This is a genomic window from Streptomyces sp. NPDC005722 (assembly GCF_040630935.1).
GTDB lineage: Bacteria > Actinomycetota > Actinomycetes > Streptomycetales > Streptomycetaceae > Actinacidiphila.
Genome location: NZ_JBEXYN010000011.1, coordinates 162,391 through 179,470, shown reverse-complemented (window position 1 = coordinate 179,470; position 17,080 = coordinate 162,391). Strand labels below are relative to the sequence as shown.

Here is a 17,080-nt window from a genome sequence, read left to right as displayed (position 1 = left end):
CACCGGAACCAGTACCCGCGGGTGCGCCTGGACGACGACAACCACGAAGGTCTGCGTCTGATCGCCCGCGTCCGCCGGCGACGACCGCGCCACCCGAACGCGCCCTGCGCACCTGCGAGCCGGGCAGGCCCGCCCGTCCGGTCCCGCGGAGTGACCGCGGGACCGGACGGGGGGTTCAGGACGCTGAGTTGTAGGCCGAGATCTCGGTCAGCGTCGGCGTGTACTGCTCCGTGGCGATCTGGCCGGTGAGTGCCACCCGCAGCTTGGAGGTGGTGACCGAGCCGAAGCCGGTGACGGTCAGGTCGTGACCGATGCCGGTGTCGCGGCTCGCGAAGGTGACCCAGGTGCCGGTGGTGTCGTCCCAGCGCTGCAGGTCGAAGGACTGGACGCGGGGGTTGGTGCCCGAGTCGGTGTACTCGTCCAGGTAGACCTGGTCGAAGGTGGTCGCCGTGCCGAAGTCGACGTCCAGGGTGATCGGGTAGGCGGCGGCGTCGGCTGCGGCCCAGCGGGTGCTGAGGTTGCCGTCGGTCAGCTTCTCCGCGCCGAGGGTGCCGTTCGCCCCCGGGTGGGTGGAGCTGGCGGTGACCGTCTTGCCGAGGGCGAGGTCGACTCGGTTGTCGGCCTCCTCCTCGATCGGGTCGTCGTCGACCGGGTGGGCGACCCGCTTCCCCTTGCGGGACTCGGCGATGCCGATGTCGGGCGCGTCACCGTAGTAGAGCTTGGTGCCGAGGAAGTCGGCCGCGCCCAGGTGGGCGTTGTAGCGGCCTGCGTCGATCAGGGGCGAGTTCTTCCTCAGCGAGAAGTGCGCCGCCGCGGTACGGATCTTCGCGACTCCGGCACCGGTGACGTAGGTGTCCACGCTGCCCTTGAACTGCGGGTCCACGCGCAGGCCGTCGGGGTCGGCCGGCTCCTGGGTGGAGTGCTTCCCGCCCGCCTCGTAGTAGTCGTTGTTCGAGAACACGGCCTGGCGCAGGGCGCCGGTTCGGCGGTACCAGGTCGTCTCGTCGGTCTTCGACGTGTTGTAGAAGATGTTGTTGAGGAAGTAGACGCGGCTCAGGAACGTCTCGTCGTGTACGTAGTCGAGCTTGGAACCGTCGTACACGAAGGTGTTGTTGACGAAGTACGAGGGTTCGTAGTTCGACGACAGCATGTTCTTCACCAGGACGCCGTTGTCGTTGACGCTCAGGTTGTAACGCGCCACCGAGTTTGAGCTGTTGCCCATGTAGGCCATCCAGCCGGCCGCGTTGTCGTGCGAGTAGTTGTACTGGTACGTGACGTTGAAGTTGGTGTACTCCATGTCCCAGGGCGTGCCGTCGTACTCGTTGTCCGGGCCGCCGTACACCTCGTTGTACTGCATGGTCGAGTCGGCGCCCGCCCACAGGTACAGGCCGCAGGAGACCGCGTCGTAGCGCTCCAGGAAGCCGTTGACCTCATTGTACTCGACCGTCATCCGCTCGGTGTCGGCGAGCTGGATGGCACCCTGGCCGATGCTCTCGGCGTAGTTGTGGCCGATGTAGACGTCACGGCTGTACAGGTCGCGGGTACGCACCCACAGCTGCTCCCAGCCCTCGTGGAACTTCCCGCTGTCGTCGTACTGGCCCGCGGCGGCGCCGTCCGCGTTGAACCAGTTGAACCCGAACTGCACCGCGTGCAGCTCCACGTTGACGAACGTGTTGTTCTCGATCCGGACGTCCTTGAAGTAATGGCCGCCGGGCGCGTAGTCCTTGTAGCTCTTGTTGCCGAAGACCTGGAAGTCCACCGCACCGTAGTGGATCTTCTGCCATCTGCTCGGACCGTCGAGGTCGTGGACGGAGATGTCCGAGATCCGGAAGTGGTCCATGACGGTGTCCTCGCCGGCCTTCAGCAGGTCGGCGTTGATCGACACCATGATTCCGTCGCGGACGTACGTGCCCGTGGTGATGTTCGTCGAGAAGTCGTCGTCATTGGACAGCTCGACGTTGTTGATGTCCCAGTACTGCTGGTTGCGCAGCACGATGGCACCGGTGAGACCCACGGTGGCGGGGTTCTTGGTGCCGTCCGCGTTGAACGGGCTGGGGACGTTGCCGTTGGTCGCGATGTACGGGCGGCCGTCGTTCTTGTCACCGTAGGCCGAGATGGTGATCGGCCTGCCCGCACTGCCCGAGCCCTTCGGCCACAGCTGCTCGTCCTGCCACTGCTCGCCGGCCTTCAGCAGGATGCGGTCGCCCGGCGTGAAGGTGGTCGCGTTCGCCTTGGCCAGGGTCTTCCAGGCGTGCCGCGCCGAGGTGCCGGACGCGGTGTCGTGTCCGTGCGTGGCGTCGATGTAGTAGTCGGTGCCGCCCGTCCTGTTGGGCGTGTTGCCCGGCCAGGACTTCGCGGTGGCAGCGGCCTTCGTCGCCGACTTCGCCGTGGCGGCCGGCTCCGCGACGGCGTACGCCGACGGCGCGAGCGAGCCCACGAGCAGCGCCGCGAGCAAGGAGGTGAGGCCCGTGCGGAGGGTCCGCCCGGTTATCCTGGGGCGCCGTACCTTCCTGTCCTCGGGTGGGCCGACGTCGGCAGGGCTCATTGGTGCACATCCTTCGCGTTGATGGCGGCCATCGCCGAGTGGTCGACGCGCAGCGAGGCGTCGTCGGCCCGGCGCTGGAGGTATCTGTCGTACTTCGTCTCGACCAGCGACTGGCGGATCCGCGACGCATAGTCGCTGAACGCCTTGTCGCCGTCGGTCTTCTTGCTGTCGAGCTGGTAGTAGGTGATCTGTCCGCCGCCCTTGCCGGGCTCGGAGATCTCGCCCGGCCTCAGGTCGCCGAGCACGGACCTCAGGTCCTGGTCGTGGGTGTTCAGGCTGGTCGGGCCGTCACCGCCGTACGTGCCGGTGGTGACCTGGGCGTCCGCCACCCCGCTCACGTCCGAGAGGTCGCCTGCCGCTTTCACCCGCTGCGCGAGCTCGGCGTCGAAGTCCGCGCCCGCCTTCCCCGGCACCTGCACCACGAGCTGCGTGTACCTGTAGGTGGTGGCGTTGGCGTTCCAGGAGTCCGGGTCGTCGTCGTACGCCTTGCGGACCTCGGCGTCGGTGACGTGCAGCGGGTCGCCCGGGCTCTTGCTCAGTCTGTCCTTGAGGCCGGTGGCTAGCTCGGTCAGCCGGTGGCCGTAGTACTCGTCCGGGGAGTAGTCCGTGACGCCGTACACGGTCCGGCCGGCGGCGACGGCCTCGGCCCGGGAGGTGTTCTCGGCGGTGCGCTCGGCTTGAAGGTCGGCGAAGTCGACGGAGCCGACGAGGCCCTCCTGCTGCGCGAGCAGCAACGTGGTCTTGTCCTCGCGGATCTCGGCGAGCGCCCGCGTCTCCAGACGCTGCAGCGCGGTGCGGTTCCCGGCCTTGGCGTTCCAGGAGAACGATGTCTTCAGGCCTGAGAATGTGTTGCGCAGCTCGTTCTGCACGGTCGGCGCGAGCCGATCCATGTGGAAGAGGAGCTCCTCCCGGGTGACGGGGTGGCCGTCCAGCGAGGCGACCTCGTCGCTGTGGTCCTGCCCTCCGAACGCGGTGACCGCGCCGGCGACCAGCGCGGCGACCGCCAGGCAGGCGGCGCCGGCCACGGTGGCCACCCGCCGCGACAGCCGTCCGCGGCCCGCCGTCGTGGGCGGGGGCCCGACCGGCCGCCGGACGGCCGAGGCCTTGCGTGCGCCGGGCTTGCGCGAACCGCCCGGTCGGCGGCCGCCCGCGCTCACGAGGACGCCCCGATCGCCGCCACCCGGGCGAGGACCGGGGTGTCCCGGGCCGCGGTGATCTGGACGGCGATGGTGTCCACCTCGGTGGGCGGGAACGTGAGGACGCGCTGGTAGCCGACGGCGCCGGTCTCGGCGAGCGTCGTCCAGACGCCGCCCAGGGCGCCCCGGACAACGACGTGTTCGACGCGCTGGCCCTGGGTGATGTCCTCGCCGACGACGACCGCCCCGACCGCGCGGGGGCCGGCGAAGGCGAGCGTCACGCAGGGGCGTGGGTCGTCCTCGCCGGCGCGCCAGGGGGACGTGGCCCGGCCGGGCCAGACGGCGGCGATGTCGCCCGGGGTGCCGGAGCTGACCGTGGCGGTGGCGTCGATCCGGCGGGCGCGGAAGTCGGCGATCCGCCGGCCCAGTCCCTCCAGGGCGTCCACGTCCGCCTGGTGGAGCCGGCCGTCGGCGGCCGGGGGCACGTTGAGCAGGAAGCAGGAGTTGCCGCCGACCGAGCGGAGGTAGAGCGTGAACAGCTCGTCCGCCGACCGGACCTGGGCGTCCTCGGCCTCGTGGTGGAACCAGCCGGGCCGGATCGAGGTGTTGACCTCGGCCGGGAACCAGACGAGGTCGTCCTCGTACCCGGCGAGCGCCGCCCGGCTACCGAGGTCCTGGTCGTCGCTGCGCACCAGCCGGGCGAAGGTGCCGTCGTCGGCCTGCTGCGAGCGGGACGCGGTCCGCTCGGCGTCCTGGAGGGCGCGCGGTACGACGCTCCACTCGTCGGCGCGGGTCTCGCCGGCCTCGTTGCCGCACCAGCGGACGTCGGGGCCGCAGACGTTGATGACCGCGTCCGGCTGGAGCTCGCGGACCACCGCGTAGTACCGCTCCCAGTCATAGGTCTGGCGCTTGCCGTTGGGGCCCTCGCCGTTGGCGCCGTCGAGCCACACGGAGAACACCGGGCCGTAGCGGGTGAGGAGTTCGGTGAGCTGGGCGACGTAGAAGTCGTCGTAGCCGGTGCCGGAGCCGTAGGAGGCCTCGGTGCGGTCCCACGGGGAGAGGTAGACGCCGAACTTCAGGCCGTGCCGGCGGGCGGCGTCGGCCACCTCGGCGACGACGTCGCCCTTGCCGTCCTTCCACGGGGACGCCGCAACGGAGTACGCGGTGGCCTCGCTCGGCCACATGCAGAAGCCGTCGTGGTGCTTGCAGGTGAGGATGACACCGGTCATCCCGGCCGCCTTCAGCGCCCGCACCCACTGGTCGGCGTCCAGGTCGTCCGGGTCGAACAGGGCCGGGTCGTCGCCTCCCTCGCCCCATTCGCGGCCGGTCATGGTGTTCATGCCGAAGTGGATGAAGCCGTAGAACTCCATCTCCTGCCAGGCGAGTTGCCGCCCGCTCGGCCGGACGGCGGCCAGCGTCCGCGCGGACGCCGCGGCGGTCACCGGAACGTCCGGTTGTACGAGGCGAGCAGGGCGAGCAGTCCGCCCAGGGCGAGGAGCATCACCGCGAGGTGGCCCCAGCCGACCGTCGTCCGCTCCACCACCACGAGCGCCACCAGGGCCGCAGCGATCAGGGTGCGCACGCCGACGAGCAGGCCGGCACGCGTCGAGTCCTTCATCTCGGTTCGTTTCCTTCCGTCTTGGGTCCGTGTGGGGAGGTCAGCCCTTGACTCCGCCGGACGCCATCCCCTCGATGAGCCGCCTCTGGATGAGCGCGTAGACGAGCAGCACGGGCACGATGACGATGACCATCCCGGCGTACAGACGGCCGTAGTCGGCCGCCGCCTTCTGTGCGGTGAACAGGTTGAGCAGGCCGACCTGGACGGTCTTGCCCTCGCCGGGCAGCAGGGTCAGCGAGATGATGAAGTCGTTCCAGTAGGCGAGGAAGTTGAAGAGGATCACGGTGGTCACCGCCGGGCGCGCCATCGGCAGCATGATCGTGGTCATGATCCGGAAGCGGGAAGCCCCGTCCAGACCCGCCGCTTCCTCGTACTCGACCGGGATGGACCGGAAGTACGCGGTCAGCAGGTAGATGGTGAACGGGATCGAGGTGGCCGCGTACACCAGGGACAGCACGGTGGGGTTGTCGAGGAAGAAGCCGTCGGGGAAGACGTCGACCAGCGCCTTGTCCCAGTCGACCAGCATCAGGAAGATCGGCACGACGATGTAGTTGACGTTCACGAACAACCCGCCGAGCAGGACTGTCTCGACGGCGCCCTTGCCCGGGAAGTCGTAGCGGGCGATGACGTAGGCGGCCGGCACCGACACCGCGAGCACGAAGACCAGGCCGAGCACGGTGACGAACACCGAGGTCAGAAAGTACGTGCCGAGGTGGGCGTCGGTGAACGCGTCGGCGTAGTTCTGCCAGCGCAGGCCCTCCGGGAGGGTCCAGGGGCTGCCGAAGAACTCGCTCTTCGCCTTCAGCGAGGCCGTCAGCACCCAGGCGACCGGTACGGCGATCGCCAGCGCGAGTGCGGTGACCAGGGTGTAGGTGAGCGCGCGGCCGCTGCGGGCGCGGCCGGCACCGGGACGGGCGGAACCGGCGGAGTCCGCGCCGGAGCCGGGAGAGTCGATCATGGTCATGGTGTGGGGTTCCGTCCTCAGAACTGGAGGGGCTCGCGCCGCGTCGCGCGGCTCACCAGCAGCGACACGAGGAACGAGAACGCGAAGATGACGACACCGATGGCCATGCCGTAGCCGTAGGACGAGTTGGTGTACGCCTGCTTGTACATGTAGCTGAGCAGGACCTCGGAGGAGCCGTCCGGGCCGCCGCCGGTCATCGCGCGGACCAGCACGAAGCTGAGGTTGACCGCGCTCATCACGAAGAAGGTCAGCGAGGTCCGCAGGTTCTGCCAGATCAGCGGCAGGGTGAGGGAGAAGAACTGCCGCACGGCGGAGGCCCCGTCGAGGGAGCTCGCCTCGTACAGCTCCTCGGGGACGCTCGCCATGGACGACATGTAGAGGACCATGTAGTAGCCCAGCGACTGCCAGACCATGGCCATCCCGACCGAGTAGAGCACCAGTTTCTGGTCGCCCAGCCAGACCTGCTGCCAGGTGTCCGGGGACACCGCCCGCAGGGTGCCGTTCAGCAGGCCGTTGTTCTGGTCGTAGACGGCGGAGAAGATCGCCGCGATCACGACCACGGAGAGGATGTTGGGGACGTAGAGGACGAACCGGAGGAGGTTGCTGCCCCGCAGCTTCTGCCGGGTCATGATCGCGGCGAGGAACAGGGCCATGCCCATGGTCACCACGGTCACCACGACCAGCAGGGTGACGGTGTTCTGGAAGGCCCGCACGAACTGCTGGTCCTCCAGCAGACGGCGGAAGTTGTCCAGCCCCACGAACTTCATGTCCGGGGAGAAACCGCTCCAGGTGTAGAGCGACATCCGGAACACGTTCACGGTCGGGTAGACCATGAAGACCGCGAACAGCACCAGCGCGGGAAGCAGGCAGGCCAGCACGAAGCGGGTGTCGCCCCGCTCGCGGGTCCGGGCGGGGGCACCCGGCCGGGTGCGGCGGAAGGTCCTCCCGGTCTTCCTCACGGGGCGTGCCGCCGCTTCTTGGGGTGGGGTGGAGAGGGTCGTCACCGTGCCGGTCCTCCGGTCAGACGAAGTGGTACTGGCGAACCCGGAGGTTCACCGGATGGGGAAGGCTCCGGCGGCGGCCCGGCCGGACCACGCCGCCGCCGGGCCGGTCAGTTGCCCGCCTGGCGCAGCTTCTCGCTGGCCTCGTCCAGCGCCGCCTGCCACTTGGCCTCGGTGGTGTCGCCGCTGATGATGCTGTTGGCGGTGTCGAACAGGGTCGACTTGATGTCGACGCCCTCGACGGGGTTCGTCGAGGCGAAGCCGCCGACCAGCGCGGAGACCGACGTGTCGTCGTAGAGCGAGTAGAACGCGGCGCTCTCACCGGTCAGGCTGTCCGAAAGGCCCTTGACGGGCTGGACCGCGTTCGACTTGGCGAAGATCTTCGCGGCCTCGTCCGAGTACAGGAAGGCGATGAACTCCTGCGCCGCGTCCTTGTTCTTGGCGGCGCTGGGCACCCAGACCGACTCGACCGAGGTCGTCAGGTAGCGGGTGTCACCCTCGTTCACCGAGGGCAGCGGGGTCAGGCCCCACGCGAAGCCGTCCGAACGGGGCGCGTCGGCCATCTCGCCGGTGATCCAGGTGCCGTTCGGCATGAACAGCGCCTTGTTGTCGAGGATCGACTGCTGGTTCTTCGTGAAGTCCTGCTCGTTGGCGTAGCCGACGGTGGACTTCTCGGCGTAGCCGAGCAGCTTGGTGGTGATGTCGAGGACCTGCTTGGCCTGCGCCGTCTTCCAGATGCCCTGCTTGTACGTCATGACGTCCTGGTAGAACTGCTCCCCGCCGACGTCGGCGAGCAGGGCGTAGAAGTACGAGTCGAGGTAGCCGGCGGTCGGATAGGTGAAGAGGGCGATGCCCCCCTTCTTCGCCTTGTCGCCGAGCGCGAACATCTCGTCCCAGGTGGTCGGGACGTCCCAGCCCTTCTCCTTGAACAGGCCCTTGTCGTAGAAGAGGCCGGTCGGTGAGTAGTACATCGGCATCAGGTACGTCTTGTCCGTGCCGTACGGGTTGGTGTTGAGGTTGCCGACGATGCCGTCGGTCAGCTTCTCGCCCACCGTCTGCGTCCCGCCGGGGACCTTGGTCTTCAGGACCGGGGTGAGGTCCTCCAGCGCCTTGTCCTTGATCAGGGTCTCGGTGAGACCGGCCTTTCGGCCCTGGCCGAGCACGACGACGTCCGGGTACTTGCCGGCCTTCATGTTCGGCGTGATCTCGTCCTCGATGCTCTTCGAGATCTGGAGCTGGACGTCGACCTCCGGGTGCGAGGACTCGTAGGCCTCGATGACCTGGTGGTACATGTCCTTGCCGTAGCCGCCCTCGAGAGCGGCGACCTTGAGGGTCGTCCTGCCCGAGCCGGAGTCCGAGCCGCCGGCGGACGAACAGCCGACGAGCAGCGAGAGCGCCATGACCGTGGTGCCGGCGAAGGCGAACGATCTCCTCATTTGGGGGTCCTTCCCATGGACGTACGCCCACCTGACTTGAGCGGCGGTGCGGGCCCGCCACGGACCCCGTCCGGGGCCCTTCGCATCGCGGGCACCACGCCACCGCACCCCGGATCCGGTGGACGTTCGACCCGGCGTTGTTACGGTGGCACCGATAACATGCTGGGTACCTTGGCACCGATCACATGACGGGCGCAAGGGGTTGGATGCCGCCGGATCAGCTCACAGCCGATACCCGGCTCGTGAGCGCCGCACGGACGCCCTTCAGAGGGCGCGCGGCGGCGCCGTGGAGGCCCGCACGGAGAGCGTGGGGGTACCCACGGCCTCCTCAGGACCCGCGTCCGGGTCCAGCAACAGCCGTACGGCCGCGGCGCCGTAGCCGAAGAAGTCCTGCCGTACCGCGGTCAGCGGCGGTGCGCAGAACGCGGCCAGGGCGATGTCGTCGACGCTCACGATGGACACGTCCTCCGGCACCGACCGGCCCCGCTCGCGCAGCGCCTTGATCACCCCGAAGGCCATCTCGTCGCTGGCCACGAAGACCGCCGTGACCTCGGGGATCATGGCGATGATCTGCCCCTGCCGGTAACCGGAGGCGGGCGACCAGTCGCCCTCCAGCGGCGGCGGAGCCTCGATCCCGGCCTGCCCCAGGCACTCCTGCCAGCCCTCCCGGCGCTGCCGGGCCTCGATCCACTCGTCCGGCCCGGAGACATGCCAGACCTGACGGTGCCCCAGGTCGAGGAGGTGCTGGGTGGCGATCCGGCCGGCCTCGCGCTGGTCGATGCCGAGCACCCGGGCACCCGCGGTCCGCGACCCGTCCAGGGTGACGGTCGGGATGTCCCGGGTGATCTCCTCCATCTTGCGGGTCACCGAGATCAGCGGCACCGCGATCACGAAGCCGTCGACGTTCTGGTCGGCGAGCTTGGCCAGGGAACGCTCCATCAGGCCCACGTCCAGGGCGGAGATCGTCGCGATGCTCACCGCGTACCCGGCCTCGCCCGCAGCCGACTCCACACCGGCGGTCACCGCCGAGCGCGAGTAGTACCCGCCGGAGGCCAGCAGGACCAGGCCGATGGTGTGGCTGCGGCCGGACGACAGGGTCCGCGCGGCGGTGTTGAAGCGGTAGCCGATCTGCTCCACGGCGGCCAGGACCCGCCGGGACGTCTCGGGATTGACGTTCGGTGAGCCACGCAGGACGCGCGAGACGGTCTGGGCCGACACTCCGGCGATCCTGGCCACGTCGGCCATGCTCGGCTGCCGCGGCCGCGAGGCGTCCTCGTTCATGGTGTTCCCTCCCCCGATCGGTTCGGAGGACCTTAGCAGGCTTGTTATCGATGTCATCGATAACATACGCTCCCCCGGTGAACGAGTCGCCCACGACGAACATCGGCCCGCCGCGGCGCCCGGCCGAAGCCGCCGAGACCGCCCTCGCCGCGCCCTCGGGCGCGGCGGCGACGGCCGCCTCTCCCGCACTTCTGTCCTGGCGAGACGGCCGCCTGTACCGCGACGGGATCCCCCACCGCATCCTGTCCGGGGCGCTGCACTACTTCCGGGTCCACCCCGATCTCTGGCGCGACCGCGTCCGCCGGATCGCCGACCTCGGGCTGAACACCGTCGACACCTATGTGGCCTGGAACTTCCACCAGCCCCGGGAGGACCGCGCGCCGCGCTTCGACGGCTGGCGGGACCTGGAGCGGTTCATCCGCACGGTGGGAGAGGAAGGCCTGGACGTCGTGGTCCGGCCCGGTCCCTACATCTGCGCCGAGTGGTCCAACGGCGGCCTGCCCAGCTGGCTGACCGGCAAGGACCTCGCGATCCGCAGCTCCGACCCGGAGTTCACCTCGGCCGTCGCCGGCTGGTTCGGCGACCTGGTCCCGCGCCTGGCCGCGTTGCAGGCGTCCCGGGGCGGACCGGTCGTCGCCGTCCAAGTGGAGAACGAGTTCGGCTCCTACGGCGACGACCACGCCTACCTGCGCTGGAACCGCCAGGCCCTCACCGAGCACGGCATCACGGAACTGCTGTTCACCGCCGACGGCCCCACCGAACTGATGCTGGACGGCGGCACGCTCCCCGGCACCCTCACCGCCGCCACCCTGGGCTCCAAGCCCCAGGAAGCCCGCGAGCTGCTGACCAGCCGCCGGCCCCAGGAGCCCTTCGTCGTCGCCGAGTTCTGGAACGGCTGGTTCGACCACTGGGGCAAACGGCACCACGTCCGCAGTGTCGACAGCGCCGTCCACACCCTGAGCGGCATCCTCGACGACCACGGCAGCGTCAGCATCTACATGGCGCACGGCGGCACCAACTTCGGTCTGTGGGCCGGCGCCAACGAGACCGAGGGCCGGCTCGAGCCCGTGGTCACCAGTTACGACTCCGACGCGCCGATCGCCGAGGACGGTCGCTTCACGCCGAAGTTCCACGCCATGCGCGAGGTCCTGGGCGCGACCGGGCCGCTGCGCTCCCCCGAGCGGCTTCCCGTCCTCCCGCCGGCCCGGGTCGCGCTGGTGCGCCGGGCCGGCCTGCTCGACGGCCTCGACGCAGCGCTCCGCGCCGTACCGGTGGAGACCTCGGCCGCGCCCCGGCCCGCCACCTTCGAGCGACTCGGCCTGGAGGCGGGCCTGGCGCGCTGCACCGCCCGCCCGCGCATCCCTGCCGGCGAACACCGGCTGGTCTTCACCGACGTCCGCGACCGCGCCTTGGTCTTCGCCGACGGGCTCTATCTCGGCGTCGCCGACGCGGACTCCCCCGAGCTGAAGATCACCGGCACCGGGGAGACCGTCCGTCTCGACGTCCTGGTCGAAAGCCTCGGCAGGGTCAACTACGGTCCGAACGTAGGCCGCCCGAAGGGGCTGCTCGGTCCCGTCCTGGTCGACCGGCGCATGGTCCAGGGCTGGGAGAGCACGCCGGTGGCACTGCCCGAGTGGTCCGAGCGGGAGCTGTCGGCGGCACTGGACGCGGGCGCCGGCCCGACCACCGGCACGGATGCCGGGTTCGCCGTCGCCGAGTTCCACGCCGACACGCCCGCCGACACCTTCCTGGCCCTGCCGGGATCGGTGCACGGACTGGTCTGGGTGAACGGCTTCCTGCTCGGCCGCCACTGGGACATCGGCCCCCAGGTCACCCTGTACTGCCCGGCGCCGCTGCTGCACGCGGGCGTCAACACCGTCACCGTCCTCGAACTCGAGGGCCTCGGGGACACCCTGGAACTCCGGGACGAACCCGAACTGGGCCCGACCGAGGAGTACGTCGAAGAGTTCGACTGACCGGGCTGGGGCGCCCTCTCCGCTCCTCGGGCCGCGCCCGTCTCCCGCACGAACCCGTCCGGCTCGGTGAACGGGCCGGCAAGGGTGGGGAACGCCGGAGATTGGCAGCCGGCGCCCTCGGAAGCGACGCCGGCGTCCTTGGTGAGGCTGCATTCGAGGACGACGGCGTCGGGATCTGCTCGCACCAGCTGGCGGGGATACCGGCCTCATCTCCAAAGATCGCCGGCATTTCCGTGGACGAGTAGAAGGGGCGGTAGGGGAGCTCGACCTGGCTCCGGTACGGTCTCCGCTCGGCCTCGGTCATCCCCGCCGGAAACCCCGCGAACTCGCGGCAGGCAAGTGCGCGTAGCTGATCCGCCCTCTCCTTCTCGCCTTCGTCGATCCTTGTGAGGACGGGGAGGATACGTATCCTGCGCCCCAGTCGCCCCTCCGACACCCGTCTGGCGATCGCGCCGCTCTCCACGATGCTCTGTGGATGCATGCCGAGACAGAAGATGAGGTCATCGGGCATCTGCAGCGCACAGACGAAAGCCGACGGGGTCACCCCGGAACTGCTGTCGAGAAGGACGTAGTCGTAGCGCGCTGCCATATCCGCGCGCATGTCGCGCATGAACGCTCCACCGTTGTGCCACCGGAAGAACGCGTCCCAGTCAACGGCAAGGACACGCAGTCCGTTGGCGGCCAGCAGCGCGGCAAGGTTCGCAAGTGCCATCGTGCGCCCCACACCGCCCCGGTAACCATAGAAAGCAACGATCCGCCCCGGATGGCCAGCCACGCACCCATTCCGCCATTGGAGCCACGACCGACCATCCGTGGACCAGCGACACGCTTCCTGCCCTGCCTTCGGGTCCCGCCGTCATGAAGAGGCCATCCCGGCAGCAGACAGTGCCGGATCAGCCGGCCATCGCGGATGGCGGCTCGCTTGCGGTCAGCCTGTCCTCCCATGGCGTGTCGTCAGAAGGCCGGAAGCTGCGGCGATCACGCCTCCGAGGAGAATCCAGGCGGTGGCCAGCAGCCACCCGCCCACCACGTCGCTGGCCCAGTGCACGCCGAGCCATAGGCGGCTCACTCCCACCGTCGCGGCCCAGCACAGCGTCAGGATCACCCACACTCTCCACCCGGAGGGGCGCCGGGCGAGGAATGCGACGACGAGGAGACCGGCGGCCATCGCCGAGGTGGTGGCGTGGCCGGAGGGGAAGGACCAGCGGGAGGCGTGGGTGATCCAGTCTTCGCCGGGGGGCCGCGGCCGGGCGATGGCCGTCATGAGGGCGAACCTCACCGCCTGCCCGAGGGCCAGCCACCCGGCGAAGGCAAGGCAGAGCAGGAGGGTGCGCACCGCCGGCCGGCGTGCGGCGAGGGCACGTGCGGTGGGCGCGGCAATGGCTCCGCCGGCGAGGGCCAGGAGGTAGGGATAGACGCCAGTGCCGGTCGCGGTCACGGCGCGCAGGGCGGTCACGGTCGGCGGAGTGCGGTTTTCCAGCAGGATCCGATGGATGCTCAGGTCTGCGGGAAGCGCTCCGGCATCCGAGGTCAGGATGCTGGTCGCGAGTGCCGCGAAAGCGGCTGTCGCCGCGAGGGCGTAGCGGAGAACCCGGCTGCCGCGTGGGGCTGGTTCGGCTTCGCCGGTTGTACGGGTGTGGGTGCTGTTGCTGGTCATGGGCGTCTCAGGCGCCGCCTTCGGCGCGGCGGGTGCGCCGGGAGCGGAGCAGTTCGAGGCCGACGGGGATCAGGGAGATCACGACGATGACGGCGATGATCGGCAGGAGGTAGCGGTCGACGTTCGGGACGGAAGCACCGAGCGCGTAACCGCCGAGGACGAGGCCGACGGTCCACAGCAGGCCGCCGAGGATCTGCCACAGGGTGAAGGTGCGTGCCGGGACGGCGAGGATCCCGGCGAGCGGGTTGAGGACGGTGCGCACGATCGGGAGGAAGCGGGCGAGGACGATCGCCTTGGCGTATCCGTAGCGCTGGAGGATCTCTCCGGCTCTGTCGGCGCCTTCGTGGATCTTGCGGGACTTCATGCGGTGGAGGAAGGCCGGCCCGGCGCGTCGTCCGACGAGGTAGCCGGTCTGGGCTCCGGTCAGGGCTCCGGTCGCGGCGGCGGCGAGGACCCAGGGCAGCGAGAGGTGTCCTGGGGTGGCGGCTGAGCCGGCGCACAGCAGTCCGGCGGTGAACAGGAGGGAGTCGCCGGGCAGGAAGAAGCCGATGAGCAGGCCGGTCTCGGCGAACAGGACGATCGCGATGCCGAGTGTGCCGAAGGCGGCGAGGAGGGACTGGGCGTCCAGCAGGTTCACGGCCAGGTCCGCCGCCTGCGGTGGTGAGGGGTGGGGGAGGATCATCGGCGCGGGCCCCTTCGATAATGGGTGGGGTGCCGGTTGCCGTCCGCCAGAGCCTGTGTCGGGGGTGGCGTCAGGGCCGGCCACTACCGGTGTCTACAGGCCAGTAGTCGTCTACAGCACTGTAGACGATCTAGGGGAGAGGACAGTTCCATGGCGGACGCGGACAGCGAGCGGCGCCCTGCGGGCGAGTTGGAGGCCAGCGTGCTCGCGGCGCTGTGGGCCGCAGGGAGACCGCAGTCGGCGGCGCAGGTCAGGGCGGCGATGCCGCAGCCCCTGGCACGCACCACGGTGGCGACCTTGCTGGCGCGCCTTCACGAGAAGGGGGTCGTCGACCGCAGCCCTGGGGGGCGCGGCTTCGTGTACTTCCCGGTGGAGGATTCCCATGGGCTGACCGCTCGCCGGATGCATCGGGAGCTTGACCAGGACGAGGATCACGGCCGGGTGCTGGCCCGTTTCGTGGAGGGGCTCAGTGCGGCGGACGAGGCCGAGCTTCGGCGCCTGCTGGACGGGGGCGGTCAGTGATCTCCTTGTTGCTGGTTCCGCTGGTGTTGCCGTTCGTCCTGGTGCCGCTGGCGCGGCGGGCCGTGCTTCAGGTGCGGCCCGAGGTGGCGCTGTGGGTGGTCACCGCGACCTCGGCGGCGCTGGCCATCGGGGTGGTCGCCTGTCTGGGGGTCCTGCTGCTTCCCCTGGCGTTGAAGGTGCCGGCGGTGGCGGAGCTGGCGGAGGTCATTCAGCCTCTCGAGGCCGGTCCGGCCTTTGTTGTGATGGCCGTGTCGGCTCTGGCCGCGGGGGCGCTCGCGGTCTCCTGTGTGACCGGTGTGCGGCGGGCGATTGCGGAGGTGCGGCGGTTCCGCATCGCGCACGGCGATGTGGCCGGCGCCCCGGAGGCCGGAGGTCTGTGCGTGGTCGATGATCCTCGTCCGGACGCTTACGCCCTGCCGGGTACTCGCCGTCGCCCGGGCCGGGTGGTGGTGACCACCGGCATGCTCCGCGCTCTTGCTCCGGAGGAACGTGAGCCGTTGCTGGCTCATGAGCGTGCGCACCTTGCCGGGCGTCATCATCTGTTCCTGATGGTCGCCCAGCTTGCCGGCTGGTGTCACCCGGGACTTGCCGCGGTCGTCTCGCAGGTGTCGTTCGCTGCCGAGCGGGCCGCGGACGAGGCCGCGGCGAGGGCTGCCGGCGACCGGAAGCTGACGGCGCAGGCGGTGGGCCGGGCGGCCTTGGCCGTCACACGGAATCGGGAACGCGCCGAGCGGCCCACGTTCGCCACGGGGGCGGCCGGCGGTCCGGTGCCCGCCCGGGTGAAGGCTCTTCTCGCGCAGGCTCCCACGCGCCACATCGCCCCGGTCGTGCTGGCCATGGTCATGGTGTGCGGTGCTGCGGCCACCTCGTCCTCGATCGGCGCGATCTGGCTGCACGACGGGGTCGAGGTGGCGCAGGGGGAAGACCCCTCCCACTGCCCTATGTCCTTGCGTTGACGCCCTTGTCGCGATGGTGCCGTTGCGAGACCTCACCTGGGAGATAAGGACAGCCTTTCCTTAGCGTCTACAGTTCAGTAGACTCCAGCGCGGCTGGGCTACCTGTCTGCCCTGTCTTCCCCGCGTGAATCGAGGCACCCCCATGTCCGCCACCCCTCGCCGCCTGCTGGCCGGCGCTTCCGTCACCGTGGCAGCGGTTGTGACGCTGTCAGGGTGCGCGCAGAAAGCCGCCGGCGGTGACGGTGCGGTCAAGGTGACGGCTTCGGACACCGCGTGCGAGGTCTCCAGGTCCGAGTTCCCGTCCGGGCACGTCACCTTGGACGTGGAGAACAAGGGCTCGAAGGTCACCGAGGTGTACGTGCTCTACCCCGATGACCGGATCGCGGCGGAGCGCGAGAACATAGGCCCCGGTACCAGGACGTCCCTCACGACCGAGATCAAGGCCGGCGACTACGAGATCGCCTGCAAGCCGGGCATGACCGGCGACGGCATCCGTCAGAAGGTGAGAGCCACCGGCGGCCAGGACACCACAGCCGCCGAGCGCAGCCCCGAAGCCGATACCGCGGTCGCCGCCTACCGCAGCTACGTCCTCGCACAGGCCCAGGAGACCCTCCCGAAGGCCAAGGCGTTCACCGACGCGGTGAAGGCCGGCGATGTGGAGGCTGCGAAGAAGCTGTACGCCCCCTCCCGGATCGGCTGGGAACGCACCGAGCCGGTCGCCGAGTCGTTCGGCGACATCGACCCGAAGGTCGACGTCCGCGAGGACGGCCTGGACCCCGGCCAGGACCCGGCCACGGACTGGACCGGCTGGCACCGCCTGGAGAAGGCGCTGTGGAAGGACGGCACGATCGGCGACCGGGAGAAGCAACTCGCCGACCTGCTCACGAGCGACCTGAACACCTGGGTGAAGAAGGTCGGCACCGCCGAGATCACGCCCACGTCGATGGCCAACGGCGCCAAGAGCCTGCTGGACGAGGTCGCCCACAACAAGGTCACAGGCGAGGAGGAGCGCTACTCCCACACCGACCTGGTCGACTTCAAGGGCAACCTCGAGGGCGCCCGGAAGCCCTACGAACTCCTCAAGCCCATCGCCGCCAAGAGCGACCCCGCGCTCGCCGACGAACTCGACGACCAGTTCGCCGCTCTGACCGCGCTGCTGGACAAGTACCGCACCGGATCCGGCGGTTACCAGTACGTCTCCTACGACAAGGTCGCCGAGGCGCAGCGCAAGGACCTCTCGGACGGCGTGAACGCGCTCGCCGAGCCGCTGTCCAAGCTCGCCGCCGCCGTCGTCACCAAGTAGCGG

The 17,080-nt window shown here is 69.7% G+C and carries 15 protein-coding genes; 4 read left to right on the top strand and 11 right to left on the bottom strand.

The annotated features are described in order from the left end of the window. Positions 1 to 175: 175 nt before the first annotated feature. The 8 genes from ABZ479_RS15930 to ABZ479_RS15895 form a co-directional block, all read right to left on the bottom strand. Positions 176 to 2,545, bottom strand: coding sequence for a discoidin domain-containing protein (locus ABZ479_RS15930; protein WP_500462150.1), 2,370 nt, complete (start codon positions 2,543 to 2,545; stop codon positions 176 to 178). Then, positions 2,542 to 3,570 carry a peptidylprolyl isomerase gene (locus ABZ479_RS15925; protein ID WP_500462149.1) on the bottom strand — a complete coding sequence of 343 codons (1,029 nt, stop codon included), beginning with the start codon at positions 3,568 to 3,570 and terminating at the stop codon, positions 2,542 to 2,544. Before ABZ479_RS15925 ends, ABZ479_RS15930 begins: the two co-directional genes overlap by 4 nt. A gap of 128 nt (positions 3,571 to 3,698) precedes the next feature. Next, entirely contained in the window at positions 3,699 to 5,123 is a 1,425-nt protein-coding gene (locus tag ABZ479_RS15920) for an alpha-L-fucosidase (RefSeq protein WP_500462148.1), read from the bottom strand. Further along, on the bottom strand, positions 5,120 to 5,299 hold the full coding sequence (locus ABZ479_RS15915; RefSeq protein ID WP_500462147.1) for a DUF6903 family protein: 180 nt from the start codon (positions 5,297 to 5,299) through the stop codon (positions 5,120 to 5,122). The genes ABZ479_RS15920 and ABZ479_RS15915 overlap by 4 nt, the downstream gene beginning before the upstream one ends. A gap of 40 nt (positions 5,300 to 5,339) precedes the next feature. Beyond that, positions 5,340 to 6,257, bottom strand: a complete 918-nt coding sequence (locus ABZ479_RS15910; protein WP_500462146.1) for a carbohydrate ABC transporter permease — start codon at positions 6,255 to 6,257, stop codon at positions 5,340 to 5,342. A 23-nt stretch (positions 6,258 to 6,280) separates the two neighbouring features. Next, positions 6,281 to 7,222, bottom strand: coding sequence for a carbohydrate ABC transporter permease (locus tag ABZ479_RS15905; protein WP_500462145.1), 942 nt, complete (start codon positions 7,220 to 7,222; stop codon positions 6,281 to 6,283). Positions 7,223 to 7,374: 152 nt separating this feature from the next. Next, positions 7,375 to 8,700, bottom strand: a complete 1,326-nt coding sequence (locus ABZ479_RS15900) for a carbohydrate ABC transporter substrate-binding protein (RefSeq protein WP_500462144.1) — start codon at positions 8,698 to 8,700, stop codon at positions 7,375 to 7,377. A 264-nt stretch (positions 8,701 to 8,964) separates the two neighbouring features. Then, positions 8,965 to 9,981: a LacI family DNA-binding transcriptional regulator gene (locus ABZ479_RS15895; RefSeq protein WP_500462143.1), complete on the bottom strand. Its 1,017-nt coding sequence runs from the start codon at positions 9,979 to 9,981 to the stop codon at positions 8,965 to 8,967. 50 nt (positions 9,982 to 10,031) lie between these two features. Here ABZ479_RS15895 and ABZ479_RS15890 point away from each other — a divergent pair, with 50 nt between their 5' ends. After that, entirely contained in the window at positions 10,032 to 11,957 is a 1,926-nt protein-coding gene (locus ABZ479_RS15890) for a glycoside hydrolase family 35 protein (protein WP_500462142.1), read from the top strand. On the opposite strand, the gene ABZ479_RS15885 is transcribed toward ABZ479_RS15890, so the two are convergent. From ABZ479_RS15885 to ABZ479_RS15875, 3 genes are all read right to left on the bottom strand, one after another. Beyond that, positions 11,860 to 12,732 carry an AAA family ATPase gene (locus ABZ479_RS15885; protein ID WP_500462141.1) on the bottom strand — a complete coding sequence of 291 codons (873 nt, stop codon included), beginning with the start codon at positions 12,730 to 12,732 and terminating at the stop codon, positions 11,860 to 11,862. The genes ABZ479_RS15890 and ABZ479_RS15885 overlap by 98 nt on opposite strands. Before the next feature lie 153 nt (positions 12,733 to 12,885). Beyond that, the gene (locus ABZ479_RS15880; protein WP_500462140.1) at positions 12,886 to 13,614 is read right to left on the bottom strand and encodes a phosphatase PAP2 family protein; all 729 of its coding nucleotides are present in this window, start codon (positions 13,612 to 13,614) and stop codon (positions 12,886 to 12,888) included. Between the two features lie 7 nt (positions 13,615 to 13,621). Continuing rightward, entirely contained in the window at positions 13,622 to 14,296 is a 675-nt protein-coding gene (locus tag ABZ479_RS15875; protein ID WP_500462138.1) for a DedA family protein, read from the bottom strand. 150 nt (positions 14,297 to 14,446) lie between these two features. Between ABZ479_RS15875 and ABZ479_RS15870 the strand changes: the two genes are divergently transcribed. The 3 genes from ABZ479_RS15870 (at position 14,447) to efeO (ending at position 17,077) form a co-directional block, all read left to right on the top strand. Beyond that, positions 14,447 to 14,818 (top strand): BlaI/MecI/CopY family transcriptional regulator, encoded by a 372-nt coding sequence (locus ABZ479_RS15870; RefSeq protein ID WP_500462137.1) that lies wholly within the window; start codon positions 14,447 to 14,449, stop codon positions 14,816 to 14,818. Further along, positions 14,815 to 15,774 (top strand): M56 family metallopeptidase, encoded by a 960-nt coding sequence (locus ABZ479_RS15865; protein WP_500462136.1) that lies wholly within the window; start codon positions 14,815 to 14,817, stop codon positions 15,772 to 15,774. Before ABZ479_RS15870 ends, ABZ479_RS15865 begins: the two co-directional genes overlap by 4 nt. Before the next feature lie 142 nt (positions 15,775 to 15,916). Then, on the top strand, positions 15,917 to 17,077 hold the full coding sequence (gene efeO, locus ABZ479_RS15860; RefSeq protein ID WP_500462135.1) for an iron uptake system protein EfeO: 1,161 nt from the start codon (positions 15,917 to 15,919) through the stop codon (positions 17,075 to 17,077). Positions 17,078 to 17,080: the final 3 nt, after the last annotated feature.

Bases quoted from the DNA above. Each gene is read 5' to 3' on its own strand.
- ABZ479_RS15915 (WP_500462147.1), bottom strand. From the start codon at position 5,299: ATGAAGGACTCGACGCGTGCCGGCCTGCTCGTCGGCGTGCGCACCCTG.
- ABZ479_RS15930 (WP_500462150.1), bottom strand. From the start codon at position 2,545: ATGAGCCCTGCCGACGTCGGCCCACCCGAGGACAGGAAGGTACGGCGC.
- ABZ479_RS15910 (WP_500462146.1), bottom strand. From the start codon at position 6,257: ATGATCGACTCTCCCGGCTCCGGCGCGGACTCCGCCGGTTCCGCCCGT.
- ABZ479_RS15870 (WP_500462137.1), top strand. From the start codon at position 14,447: ATGGCGGACGCGGACAGCGAGCGGCGCCCTGCGGGCGAGTTGGAGGCC.
- ABZ479_RS15895 (WP_500462143.1), bottom strand. From the start codon at position 9,981: ATGAACGAGGACGCCTCGCGGCCGCGGCAGCCGAGCATGGCCGACGTG.
- ABZ479_RS15875 (WP_500462138.1), bottom strand. From the start codon at position 14,296: ATGATCCTCCCCCACCCCTCACCACCGCAGGCGGCGGACCTGGCCGTG.
- ABZ479_RS15890 (WP_500462142.1), top strand. From the start codon at position 10,032: ATGTCATCGATAACATACGCTCCCCCGGTGAACGAGTCGCCCACGACG.
- ABZ479_RS15900 (WP_500462144.1), bottom strand. From the start codon at position 8,700: ATGAGGAGATCGTTCGCCTTCGCCGGCACCACGGTCATGGCGCTCTCG.
- efeO (WP_500462135.1), top strand. From the start codon at position 15,917: ATGTCCGCCACCCCTCGCCGCCTGCTGGCCGGCGCTTCCGTCACCGTG.
- ABZ479_RS15880 (WP_500462140.1), bottom strand. From the start codon at position 13,614: ATGACCAGCAACAGCACCCACACCCGTACAACCGGCGAAGCCGAACCA.